This is a genomic window from Mesorhizobium sp. M0678, from assembly GCF_040320505.1.
Lineage (GTDB): Bacteria > Pseudomonadota > Alphaproteobacteria > Rhizobiales > Rhizobiaceae > Mesorhizobium.
On sequence record NZ_JAMYPT010000013.1, the window covers coordinates 1 to 11,625 of the forward strand.

Here is an 11,625-nt window from a genome sequence, read left to right on the forward strand (position 1 = left end):
CCTGTAGCCATGCTGCCCGTCTCATCCCCAGCCTCCGTTCGCTGAAGATCAAACCGGACAACTCGTCTGCTACCTAACCCGGACAACTCATCTGCTTACGACACCGCCCGCGGCTGTGTCTTGCAAGCATCACGTTTCCGTGCGATAAATTTTGTGTTCGGGCATTTGCGACCCGGAGAGCGGAACGTTTTGGACGACCTTTCCCCGATACTGTGAATCTCTGACAGCCCCGTTTTCGGCGGGGGGTTTTACCATGCGCCAATGCATGACTGCCGAAGCAACCACCGGGACTTGCCCACGGCGCCAGGCGGCGGGCGGAACCACCAAGACTGACACGGGTGAAGGAGTTTCCCCAATGGCCCAGACCGGCACCGTTAAATTCTTCAACGCTACCAAAGGCTTCGGCTTCATCACGCCCGATGGCGGCGCCAAGGATGTGTTCGTCCACATCTCGGCGATCGAGGCTTCCGGGCTGCGCACGCTCGTCGACGGTCAGAAGGTCACCTTCGATGTCGAGCCCGACCGTATGGGCAAGGGTCCGAAAGCGGTCAATCTCCGCGCTGCCTGAAACCACAGCGTGCCGCGCGTCCTTTCGGGGTGAGGATGCTGCAAGGCTTTTGGAGTGAACTTGAATTCTGTAAAGGCGCGGCGGTTTTCGTCGCGCCTTTTGTGTTCCGGGATGCTTGCCCGCACCCGCAAAACTTTCTCTTGCCGATGGCACTAAAATAAAGGACAAATTTCCGTCCGGGCATTTGCCGGCCCGAGACTGGACTTGTGGGATCAAAGGAGCTTCCCATGCCGCAGACCGGCACCGTCAAATTCTTCAATCACGCCAAGGGCTTCGGCTTCATCACGCCGGACGACGGGGCAAAGGATGTCTTCGTCCATATTTCGGCCGTGCAGGCGTCGGGTCTTCCCGGTCTTGAGGATGGGCAGAAAGTGACATTCGACACCGAGCCGGACAAGCGCGGCAAGGGTCCGAAAGCCGTCAACCTGTCGATCGGCTGAACCACCCCCGGACAGAATGGACGTGGGCCGGTCTGGCCCGCGGTGTTTGCCGCACGCTTGAACCGCCCAGTTAGATGAACCGCCTGGTCAAATTTCGTTCAGCCCCCGTTCAGCCACGGTCGCATATTAATCTTCGTTAAAGCCGGACCGCATCCCGAAAACGACCCGGTCCGGCACGAAGGAGACCGACATGAACCGAATTTTCAAGACTGCCATCCTGTCCGCCGCGGTCGTTGCGACCACGCTGGCGACCTTGCCCGCGGCCAATGCCGACGAATGGCGCCATCACCGCCGCCACCACGGCCACGGCGACGCCGTTGCGGCCGGCGTGCTCGGCCTTGCGGCCGGTGCCCTGATCGGCGGTGCGCTCGCCAGCCCGCAGCCCCGCTATTACGACCCGGCCTATGATGATGAATACTACAGGCCTGCCCCGGTGCGCCGTTATTACGTGCAGCCGCGAGTGGCCTATGCCGAAAGCTATGCGGAGCCGTGGACCCGCGGCTGGTACGAATACTGCTCGGACCGCTACTGGAGCTTCAACGCCCGTACCGGCACGTTCACCGGCTATGACGGCGAACAGCATTTCTGCACCGCCAATTAGCGGAGGCAGTTTCCCGTCGGAAAAAAGCGCGGTCGCACAGGCCGCGCTTTTTGTTTCCGGCAAGCGGTTTCAGACCAGAAAAGGATTGCTCCGCCGCTCCTCACCAAAACGGCCGCCGGGACCATGGCCGCAGATAAAGCCGATGTCGTCGCCCAACGGCAAAAGCTTCTCCTTGATCGAGGCGATCAGCGCGGCGTGGTTGCCGCCCGGCAGATCGGTGCGGCCGACCGAACCGCGGAACAGCACGTCGCCGACATGGGCGAACTTCGCAGCCCGGCTATAGTAGACGACGTGGCCGGGTGCATGGCCCGGACAATGGAGCACCTCGAACTCGTGTGAGCCGAACGAAACGGTCTCGCCTTCGGCAAGGAACCGGTCGGGGACACAGTTGCGCACGGGATCGGTGATGCCGTAGCGCTTTGCCTGGTTCTCGAGATTGGCGAGCAGCGGCCGGTCGGCGGCATGCGGACCGATGATCTCGATACCGAGCGCCTCCTTCAGTTCCATGGCCCCGCCGGCATGGTCGATATGGCCATGCGTAATCCAGATCGCGCCGGCAGTGATCGCATTGTCCTCGAGCGCCGCCAGCACCTTGTCGATGTCACCGCCCGGATCGACGACAACGCCTTGTCTGTCGTCCATGTCGAAGAGGATGGTGCAGTTCTGCTGGAACGGCGTGACCGGCACGATGCCGGCGTTGAGCTGACCCATATTCGTCCTTTCACGCTGTCGGAGTGCTGCGCGTCCCCTCGAACGCGTCAGGAGAGCTCCAACCTTGAACCAGGCCCTGATGTAGAGACACACGCGAACGGCGTCCACCGCTCCCACAAACGGCAAACGAAATGGGCGGCCGAAGCCGCCCATTTGACAACCTGAAACGTCGAAGCTTATTTCTTCATCGCGTTCATGACCGCACCGATGATGCCGGTCAGGATGGCGCCGCCGCCGGCACCGCCAACGATATTTGAAATGTTCAACGCGCTGCCGGCCCCTGCCGCCGTGGCGGCTGCTGCCGGATCGACCGCGCCACCCAGCAGACTGTTGAGGATGGCCGCACCGCCGACGCCGCCGACAGCGCCACCCAGGATTTTGGTAAGCTGCCCCATCGCCGCACTCTTGATAGCCGCACCCACCGCCTGGCCACCGATGATGCCCGTAATCACCTGAATAATGATCGGAAGAAGCGTGTTCATATCCATATTTCCAGTCCCTCCATAGCTGCCAGCCTCCCAGGCCGACGCCATCATGAGACGCCGAATTGAATGAAAGTCAAATGCGCAAACGCTTAAATAAAAGGGGCGGCCCGAAAACCGCCCCTACTTGATAAAAAACCTGTGACTTTCGTTATTCTGCAGCAATCGCGTGGTTGGGTTGAACCGCCGCAGAATAGTCGTTCATCAATGTCTTGGCGATATCGCCGACCTCGAATCGGTACGGACCGATCTCCGAAACCGGTGTCACCTCGGCCGCCGTCCCGGTGAGGAAGCACTGGTGGAAGCCTTCAAGCTCCTCCGGCATGATGGCGCGCTCGATCACCTCCACACCGCGGTCCTTGGCAAGGTCGATGACCGTGCGGCGGGTGATGCCGTCAAGGAAGCAATCAGGCTTGGGCGTATGGATCTTGCCGTCCTTGACGAAGAAGATGTTGGCGCCTGTCGCTTCCGCCACCTGGCCACGCCAGTCGAGCATCATGGCGTCGGCATAGCCCTTGGCCTCGGCGGCATGCTTGGACATGGTGCAGATCATGTAGAGGCCGGCCGCCTTCGATTTCGACGGTGCGGTGCGCGGGTCGGGGCGGCGCCATTCGGCCATGTCGAGCCGGATACCCTTGAGCTTCTGCGCCGGGTCGAAATAGCTTGGCCACTGCCAGATGGCGATGGCGCAGTTGATCCGGCTGTTCTGTGCGGAAACGCCCATCTGTTCACTGCCGCGCCACGCGATCGGCCGGACATAGGCGTCTTGGAAACCTTGCTTCTTCAACAGCGTGCGGCAGGCGTCGTCGATCTCGGCGACCGAGTAGGGTATCTTGAAGCCAAGCAGGCGCGCCGATTCATGCAGGCGTTCGGTGTGGTCGGTCAGCTTGAAAATTTCGCCCCCATAAGCGCGCTCGCCCTCGAATACCGCGCTGGCGTAGTGCAGCCCGTGGGTCAAGACGTGGATCTTGGCGTCGGCCCATTTGACGAATTCGCCGTTCATCCAGATAAAGCCGTCCAGTTGGTCGAAGGGAACGGATGCCATGGTAACCTCCCGCGGGCGGCGGCCCGCACATCATTGCGTCGTTGCGTGTTTCGTTTCGGCCGCTGTGGGCGGCCATTGTCTCAAAGCGTAGGCGGATATTTAAGGTCTGGCAAACTCAGGAAGTTCCGGAAAAAACGGCTTCGCTTGCCTTTTCGTTCGCAATCCGCCGAAAAGCTTGCCAAAAATTACCATCGCGCGGAAAATACGTCAATAGTGCTGACATAATTTCCTGCTTCACACGGAGAAAAGATGACGAGCCACGCAGCCGCAGAACCGATCAGGACGGCGATCACCGACGAGGACGGCATCGATTTCGCCATCATCGAGTTGTTTTTCTTCGCCTATCGCGACTTTACCTCCGATCCGGACCAGATCCTGGCCGAATACGGTTTTGGCCGTGCCCATCACCGGGTTCTGCATTTCGTCAATCGCCGGCCCGGGCTGACGGTCGCCGAGCTCCTCGACGTGCTCAAGATCACCAAGCAGAGCCTGGCGCGCGTGCTCAAGCAACTGATCGACACCGACCATATCGTGCAATTGCAGGGCCCTCGCGACCGCCGCCAGCGCGAACTCTACCCGACGGCCAAGGGCCGTGCCCTGGCGCTGGCGCTGGCGCGGCCACAGTCGCGCCGCATCCATGCTGCATTGGAAGATTCCGGAGCCACCGAACGCGCCGTTATCGAACGGTTCCTTGAAGCGATGGTCAATCCGGAACTAAGGGCGCAGATCGACATTGTGCCCGCAAAGATGTCAGGGAAAAACCATGGAGACCATTGAGAGGGTTGATCATCCGACAGCACCGGAAGACGACGCGCCGCATCTGCTGGTGGTCGACGACGACACCCGTATCCGCAATCTTCTGAAACAGTATCTGACCGAAAACGGCTTTCGCGTCACCGTCGCCGGAAATTCCGGCGAGGCGCGGCGCAAGCTCGCCGGCCTCGACTTCGATCTGATCGTGCTCGACGTCATGATGCCGGGTGAAAGTGGCGTCGACCTCACCAAGGCGCTGCGGGCGGAGAAAAACGTGCCGATCCTGATGCTCACCGCACTGTCCGAAACCGACAGCCGGATCACCGGGCTCGAGGCCGGCGCCGACGACTATCTGCCTAAACCGTTCGACCCGCGCGAGCTGATCCTGCGTATCAACAATATCCTGCGCCGCGGCGGCCCCGCGACAACGCCTAAGGTCGAACAGCTGGTCTTTGGCCCCTATACGTTCCAGATCGCCAGGCGTGAGCTGAAGCGCGGCGGCGAGGCGCTCAAGCTGACCGACCGCGAGCAGGAAATCCTGGCGATCTTCGCTGCGCGTGCCGGCGAAACGATACCGCGGCATGAGCTTGTCGGCGATGAATCCGAGGTCGGCGAGCGCACGATCGACGTCCAGATCAATCGGCTCCGCCGCAAGATCGAACGCGATCCGTCCAATCCGGTCTGGCTGCAGACAGTGCGCGGTATTGGGTATCGGCTCAGCGTGGAATAGAATGTCGCCGACAGCGGTCCTTTGCCGGGCCGCCGGTGAGCGAAAGACGAATGGCGACCACGCAACTCGAACGGCCGGGAGATGGCGGCTTGAGCGCTCGTGCGACGCGGGCGCTCAAGGCCGTGCCGCGCGCCTGGAACCGTTTCTGGCGCCTGGTGTCGCTTTACATGCCGAAGCGGCTCTATGCCCGCTCGCTGATCATCGTCATCGCGCCGATGATCATGCTGCAGTCGGTCGTCGCCTTTGTCTTCATGGAGCGCCACTGGCAGACCGTGACGCAGCGCCTGTCGCAGGCCACGGTGCGCGACATCGCCGCCATCATCGACCTGATAGAGACCTATCCTCACGACGCCGACTACGCCAACGTCATCCGCATCGCCCAGGATCGCATGCAGCTGAAAGTCGACCTCCTACCGCCCGACCCGCTGCCGCCTCCCGGGCCAAAGCCGTTCTTCTCGATCCTCGACGAGATCCTTTCGTCCGAGATCACCCGCCAGATCAACCGTCCGTTCTGGATCGATACGGTCGGCAATTCCAATATCGTCGAGGTCCGCGTCCAGCTCGAGAACAAGGTGCTGCGCGTCTTCGTGCGCCGCAGCCAGGCCTATGCATCGAACACCCATATTTTCCTGATCTGGATGGTCGGCACCTCGCTGGTGCTGCTGATGATCGCCATTCCCTTCCTGCGCAACCAGATCCGGCCGATTCTGACGCTGGCCGAGGCGGCCGAGAGCTTCGGCAAGGGCCGGCCGATGCCGCGCGATTTTCGCCCGCGCGGAGCCGAGGAAGTCCGCCGCGCCGGCTTTGCCTTCATACAGATGCGCGAACGCATCGAACGCCAGCTCGAGCAGCGTACCGCCATGCTGAGCGGCGTCAGCCACGATCTGAGGACCATCCTCACCCGCTTCAAACTGCAATTGGCGCTTGCCGGGACCAAGGCGGCCGATACCCAGGCACTCGACCAGGACATCGACGACATGCAGTCGATGCTGGAAGGCTACCTTGCCTTTGCACGCGGCGAAGCTTCGGAAGACGCCGGCCAGTTCGATCTCGAAGCCTTCTTCGACAAGCTTCGCGAGGAGGCCGCGCTGCGCAAGCGCAAGCTATCGACCGTGCTTGTCGGCGATCCGCATGTGCATGTGCGCCCCAATGCCTTTGCCCGGCTGCTGTCCAACGTCGTCGGCAATGCATTCCGCTATGCCAAGACGGTGGAGATCAATGCCAATCATGGTCGCGGTTCGCTGCTCGTCACCATCGACGATGACGGCCCGGGCATTCCGCCCGAAAAGCGGGAGGATGTATTCAAGCCGTTCGTGCGGCTGGACGAGGCCCGCAACCTCGACGCCAGCGGCACCGGCCTTGGCCTCTCCATCGCACGTGACATTGCCCGCAGCCATGGCGGCGACATCGTCCTCGAACGCAGCCCGCTCGGCGGCCTTCGGGCGGTGATCAAGGTCCCCGCTTGACAGCAGCGACACCCGGCCTTCATCGGCCCGTCATGAAACCATGGTGAAGAGCGCCAATGAAGCGCGCAATCCTGATTGATTCGGCCCTGCGGCCTCATTTCGACCCCGCACCTGCCCGGGTGCGCTGGTGCGACGCCAGAGCTGCGGCGTGGTCGCCGCTCAGGCGTCGCGGCGAGGCAATGAAGCTTGCCGCCAAGGGACCGCCATGCGCATCCTGATGGTCACCGACGCCTGGCGCCCGCAAGTCAACGGCGTCGTCCACACGCTGGAGCGCCTCTCGGAGACCCTGAAATCCTTCGATATCGAGACGGACTTCCTGACGCCGAATATCTTTCGCACCCTGCCTCTGCCGACCTATCCCGATATCAGGCTGGCGCTGACGACGCCGCACCGCGTGGCGCAGCTGATCGAGGCACGCAAGGTGGACCACATCCATATCGTCACCGAAGGACCGCTCGGCATTATGGCCCGGCGCTACTGCCGCAACGCCGGCCGCCCGTTCACGACCAGCTATCACACACGTTTTCCGGAATATCTGAGCGCGCGCCTGCCGGTGCCTGAAGCATGGGCCTATCGCTGGCTGCGTGATTTCCACAATTCAGGACAGGGCACGCTGGTTGCCACCCAGTCGCTTGCCGACGATCTTGCGGCGCGCGGCTTCACCAAGCTCCGGCCGTGGACGCGCGGCGTCGACACCGATCATTTTCGGCCGGACAAAAGAAAGGACCTGGGATTTCCCGGACCGATCTTCCTCTGCGTCGGCCGCGTCGCGATCGAAAAGAACCTGCCGGCCTTCCTCGACCTCGACCTGCCCGGCAGCAAGTTGGTCGTAGGCGAAGGGCCGGAATTGGCGAAGCTGAAGGCCAGATATCCCGATGCCCATTTCCTCGGCCATCGTCCGAACGACGAACTAGCCGAGATCTACGCCTCGGCCGATGTTTTCGTCTTCCCCAGCCGTACCGACACGTTCGGCAACGTCATCATCGAGGCGCTGGCCAGCGGCACGCCGGTCGCAGCCTATCCCGTCACCGGACCGATCGACATCGTCGGCGACGGCATCGGCGGCGCGGTATCGGACGACCTGCGGCAAGCAGCGCTCGCCGCCCTTCACGTCGACCGCGCCGAGGCGCGGCAACGCGCGATGCGCTACAGCTGGAAGGCCTGCGCGGAAATGTTCATGGAAACGGTCGAAGAGGCGCTGGGTACCAGGCGTAAACTGGCTGCGTGAGCAACAGCGCAGCTAGAACAATCTGCCTCCGTCCGGCACCTTGCGCTCGATCGCGCCAAGCACCACCGCGCCCTCTTCATCGGGAAAGCCGAGCGTCAGCACTTCCGACATGAATGGCCCGATCTGACGCGGCGGGAAATTGACCACAGCGAACACCTGCCGGCCGATCAGGGTTTCGGGCGTATAATATTTCGTGATCTGGGCCGAGGATTTCTTCACCCCGATCACGGGACCGAAATCGATTTTCAATTTGATCGCCGGCTTGCGCGCCTCGGGAAAAGGCTCGGCCTCGACGATCGTGCCGGCGCGGATGTCGATGCGGTCGAAATCGGCAAAGCTGATCTCGGGTTTTCGCGCGTTGCTCGAAACCATCGACGGTCAGGCGTTTCCGTAGGTTTCGAACAGCACGCCGGCCAACGCATCCTTGGCCGAAGTTCCTGACCAGACGACGAACTGGAACGCCTGGAAATAGCATTCGCAGGCCTCCAGCGCCGACGACAGCAGCACCTCGACCTGCTGGCTCGACGGCTCGACCCCACCGGCCAGCAGCAGCGACTGGCGGAACATGATGGCGCCTTCCTGCTCCCAGAGGTCGAAATGGCCAAATAGCATCTGCTCGTTGATCAGCGAAAGCAGCCGCATCACCTCGAGCGCACGCGCCTCCGGGACCTTGATGTCGAAGGCGCAGGCCAGGTGCAGCGCCTCATAGTCCTCCATCCAGGAGAATGAAACGTGGTAGTCGGTCCAGCTTCCGGCAACAGAGATCGAGATCTCGTCGTCGCCGGCCCGCTCGAAGGACCAATCGTTGTTGTGCGCCACCTGCTCGATAACATCCACCGGATGGATTTCGCGGGAGAATTCGAGTTCGAGAAGTTCCATGAAATGCTTCCTGTCGTTCTGGGAGCGCCACCACACGCTCCGCGGGAGAGGCACACTCGAACAATTCTGCCTAGAACTCGGACGGCCAGGACTTCGTCAACGCAAAGACCCCGGACCGGACCCCACCGCCCGGCGCATGACCCTGCTCCGAATCATGCAACAAATTCAGTCTATTGATCGGGAGTCGCGTGACCAGCCAAATTTTTCGCACTGCGTCATTCGCATGTGGAAAGGCGCTGTCACAAAGATTCACGCAGTACCGGTAAGCGATTCACGACAAAGCGCTTTTTGCGATCCGGCTTTGTGGAAAAGTTTAACGATTTATTTCTTGTTATTTTTTTGCACGCGGCTTTGCCGCAGCCGCAGGCGCTGGTTGACCGGTCAATTCGGCAAGCCTGGCCTCGAGCGCCTCGATGCGAGCGGCGAGGCGGGTGTTTTCTTCCCTGGCCTTCGCCGCCATGTCGCGAGCGGCCTCGAATTCCTCGCGCTGCACCACGTCCATGGAGTTGAGTATGCGCTCGGCCTGGCCCCTGAAGGCGGTCTCCACCTCGCGCCGCACGCCTTGCGCGGCACCGGCTGCATCGGTCATCAGCTTGGCGAATTCATCGAGAATGCGGTTCGGTCCGGTCGCCATGGCAAATCCTCGCTTGGTCGAATTGACGTAGTGGCGCACGATTCGGAATGCAAGCATATGCTTGCCTTGACCCCGCCAAAAGCCTGCCGCATGGTCCGCGCCCGAACCTGATTGGGAACCCGGAGACCCTGTTGAGCGAATATTTGCTGCCGCTGGCCGCCCTGCCCTTTCCCAACATCGACCCGGTCATCGTCCGGATCGGACCGCTGGCGGTGCATTGGTACGGCGTCGGCTACATCGTCGGCATTCTGTTCGCCTGGTGGTATGCCAAGCGCCTCGTCACCAACCCAAAACTGTGGCCCGACGGCACCCTGCCGATGAAGCCCGTCGACCTCGATGACTTCATCGTCTGGGCAGCCATCGGTGTGGTGCTCGGCGGACGCACCGGCTACGTGCTGTTCTACGACCTGCCGCGCTACATTGCCAATCCGCTCGATATCGTCGCCGTCTGGCAGGGCGGGATGTCGTTTCATGGCGGCCTGATCGGCGTCATTCTCGCAATGACGCTGTTTTCCCGGTCTCGTGGCATCCGCACATGGTCGCTGTTCGACGTGGTTGCCGCCGGCGTGCCGGTGGGGCTTGGCCTCGTTCGCCTGGCAAACTTCATCAATTCCGAACTATGGGGCCGGCCGACCGACGTTCCATGGGCATTCGAATTCCCCAATGGCGGCCCATTTGCACGCCATCCGAGCCAGATCTACGAGGCGCTCCTCGAAGGGCTGGTGTTGTTCCTTGTCCTGCGCTTCCTCACCCATTCGCGGCTCAAGCTGAAGACGCCGCGCTTCGTCGGCGGCGCCTTCATCGCCGGCTATGGCGCCTCGCGCATCCTCGTCGAATTCTTTCGCGAGCCCGACCAGCAGCTTGGCTACCTCCTTGGCACGAGCTGGCTGACCATGGGAATGGTGCTGTCACTGCCGATGGTGCTGGCCGGCATCTGGGCGATGGCTACAGCCAAGCCGGTGACAAAACCGCAGCCGGCATGACGCGGCTGAAGACCCGCATCGCCGAGCTGATCGGTGCCGTGGGACCGATCCCCATCAGCGAATACATGGCGCTCTGCCTGTTCGATCCGCAAGACGGCTATTATACGACACGTGAGCCGTTCGGCGCCGCCGGCGACTTCGTCACCGCGCCGGAGGTCAGCCAGATGTTTGGCGAGCTGGTCGCCATCTGGCTCTATCAGGCGTGGCTGGCGATCGACCGGCCGACGCCGGTCGCCATCGCCGAAATAGGCCCCGGCCGCGGCACGCTGATGAGAGATATGCTGCGCACGCTTTCGCGGCTCGATCCGACGCTTACCGCCAGCGCATCGTTCGCCTTGATCGAGACCAGTCTGCGGTTGACCGAGGTCCAGAAACGAACGCTTGCCGGGACGTCGGCCACCATCGCCTGGCATGAGGCCGTCGACACACTACCGCAGGGGCCGCTTCTGATTGTTGGTAACGAGCTGTTTGACGCGGTGCCCATCCGCCAGTTCGTCCGCGCTGGGGCCGGCTGGCGCGAGCGGATGATCGGTCTCGACGATGCGAACCGGCTGCGCTTTTTCGTCGGCGCCGGCTCGCTTGACCCGATGCTGCTGCCGGAGGGTGCCGAGAATGCGCCGCAAGGTGCCATCGTCGAGATGGCGCCAGCCCGCGCCGCCCTGATGGCGGCCATCGCCGGGCGACTTGCCGGATTTGGCGGCGCCGGCCTGTTTCTCGACTACGGTCACCTCCAGCCCGGGATCGGCGACACCTTGCAGGCCTTGCGCAAGCACGGTCATGAGGACGTGCTGGCCAATCCGGGGCAGGCCGATCTCACAGCCCATGTCGATTTCGCTGCCCTCGCGGCAACCGTTCGGGCACACAGCCTCGATGCCCACCTCTCAACGCAAGGTGAATTCCTGCTCAAGATGGGGCTTCTCGAACGAGCTGGCCGGCTCGGCGCCAATGCCGATGAGGCAGCTCGCGAAAAGATCGCGGCCGACGTCGAGCGCCTCGCCGGCCCGCTGGCCATGGGCGAACTCTTCAAGGTGCTTGCCGTCCTCCCTGCCGGCATTGCCGTTCCGCCGTTTCCAAGCACGGATTGACTTTTCGCTGCCGCCTCTCT

At 62.3% G+C, this 11,625-nt stretch carries 15 protein-coding genes; 9 read left to right on the forward strand and 6 right to left on the reverse strand.

The annotated features are described in order from the left end of the window. Positions 1 to 355 precede the first annotated feature (355 nt). The 3 genes from NKI29_RS21855 to NKI29_RS21865 all read left to right on the forward strand — a co-directional run bounded on the left by NKI29_RS21855 (position 356) and on the right by NKI29_RS21865 (position 1,609). Positions 356 to 568 carry a cold-shock protein gene (locus tag NKI29_RS21855; RefSeq protein ID WP_006202520.1) on the forward strand — a complete coding sequence of 71 codons (213 nt, stop codon included), beginning with the start codon at positions 356 to 358 and terminating at the stop codon, positions 566 to 568. A gap of 227 nt (positions 569 to 795) precedes the next feature. Beyond that, positions 796 to 1,008: a cold-shock protein gene (locus NKI29_RS21860; RefSeq protein WP_006202521.1), complete on the forward strand. Its 213-nt coding sequence runs from the start codon at positions 796 to 798 to the stop codon at positions 1,006 to 1,008. Positions 1,009 to 1,198: 190 nt separating this feature from the next. Continuing rightward, positions 1,199 to 1,609, forward strand: coding sequence for a BA14K family protein (locus NKI29_RS21865; protein WP_352797216.1), 411 nt, complete (start codon positions 1,199 to 1,201; stop codon positions 1,607 to 1,609). Between the two features lie 69 nt (positions 1,610 to 1,678). Here NKI29_RS21865 and NKI29_RS21870 read toward each other — a convergent pair whose 3' ends face one another. From NKI29_RS21870 to NKI29_RS21880, 3 genes are all read right to left on the reverse strand, one after another. After that, positions 1,679 to 2,320 (reverse strand): MBL fold metallo-hydrolase, encoded by a 642-nt coding sequence (locus NKI29_RS21870; protein WP_023678411.1) that lies wholly within the window; start codon positions 2,318 to 2,320, stop codon positions 1,679 to 1,681. A 176-nt stretch (positions 2,321 to 2,496) separates the two neighbouring features. Beyond that, positions 2,497 to 2,808 (reverse strand): hypothetical protein, encoded by a 312-nt coding sequence (locus tag NKI29_RS21875; RefSeq protein ID WP_023678412.1) that lies wholly within the window; start codon positions 2,806 to 2,808, stop codon positions 2,497 to 2,499. Positions 2,809 to 2,953: 145 nt separating this feature from the next. After that, entirely contained in the window at positions 2,954 to 3,847 is an 894-nt protein-coding gene (locus tag NKI29_RS21880; RefSeq protein ID WP_023678413.1) for a branched-chain amino acid aminotransferase, read from the reverse strand. A gap of 249 nt (positions 3,848 to 4,096) precedes the next feature. Here NKI29_RS21880 and NKI29_RS21885 point away from each other — a divergent pair, with 249 nt between their 5' ends. The 4 genes from NKI29_RS21885 to NKI29_RS21900 all read left to right on the forward strand — a co-directional run bounded on the left by NKI29_RS21885 (position 4,097) and on the right by NKI29_RS21900 (position 8,024). After that, complete coding sequence (locus NKI29_RS21885) at positions 4,097 to 4,624, forward strand: MarR family winged helix-turn-helix transcriptional regulator (RefSeq protein WP_023678414.1); 528 nt, start codon at positions 4,097 to 4,099, stop codon at positions 4,622 to 4,624. After that, entirely contained in the window at positions 4,611 to 5,330 is a 720-nt protein-coding gene (locus NKI29_RS21890) for a response regulator (protein ID WP_023678415.1), read from the forward strand. Before NKI29_RS21885 ends, NKI29_RS21890 begins: the two co-directional genes overlap by 14 nt. A gap of 50 nt (positions 5,331 to 5,380) precedes the next feature. Further along, positions 5,381 to 6,796, forward strand: a complete 1,416-nt coding sequence (locus NKI29_RS21895; protein ID WP_023678416.1) for an ATP-binding protein — start codon at positions 5,381 to 5,383, stop codon at positions 6,794 to 6,796. 205 nt (positions 6,797 to 7,001) lie between these two features. Beyond that, complete coding sequence (locus tag NKI29_RS21900; protein ID WP_352788840.1) at positions 7,002 to 8,024, forward strand: glycosyltransferase family 4 protein; 1,023 nt, start codon at positions 7,002 to 7,004, stop codon at positions 8,022 to 8,024. A gap of 12 nt (positions 8,025 to 8,036) precedes the next feature. Here NKI29_RS21900 and NKI29_RS21905 read toward each other — a convergent pair whose 3' ends face one another. From NKI29_RS21905 to NKI29_RS21915, 3 genes are all read right to left on the reverse strand, one after another. After that, the gene (locus tag NKI29_RS21905; RefSeq protein WP_023678419.1) at positions 8,037 to 8,396 is read right to left on the reverse strand and encodes a tRNA-binding protein; all 360 of its coding nucleotides are present in this window, start codon (positions 8,394 to 8,396) and stop codon (positions 8,037 to 8,039) included. A 6-nt stretch (positions 8,397 to 8,402) separates the two neighbouring features. Then, positions 8,403 to 8,903, reverse strand: a complete 501-nt coding sequence (locus tag NKI29_RS21910; protein WP_023678420.1) for a type III secretion system chaperone family protein — start codon at positions 8,901 to 8,903, stop codon at positions 8,403 to 8,405. A 331-nt stretch (positions 8,904 to 9,234) separates the two neighbouring features. Next, positions 9,235 to 9,537 (reverse strand): accessory factor UbiK family protein, encoded by a 303-nt coding sequence (locus tag NKI29_RS21915; RefSeq protein ID WP_352681125.1) that lies wholly within the window; start codon positions 9,535 to 9,537, stop codon positions 9,235 to 9,237. 131 nt (positions 9,538 to 9,668) lie between these two features. Between NKI29_RS21915 and lgt the strand changes: the two genes are divergently transcribed. Further along, complete coding sequence (gene lgt, locus NKI29_RS21920) at positions 9,669 to 10,520, forward strand: prolipoprotein diacylglyceryl transferase (RefSeq protein ID WP_352797219.1); 852 nt, start codon at positions 9,669 to 9,671, stop codon at positions 10,518 to 10,520. Beyond that, complete coding sequence (locus NKI29_RS21925) at positions 10,517 to 11,605, forward strand: class I SAM-dependent methyltransferase (RefSeq protein WP_352680832.1); 1,089 nt, start codon at positions 10,517 to 10,519, stop codon at positions 11,603 to 11,605. Before lgt ends, NKI29_RS21925 begins: the two co-directional genes overlap by 4 nt. The last annotated feature ends 20 nt before the right edge of the window (positions 11,606 to 11,625 follow it).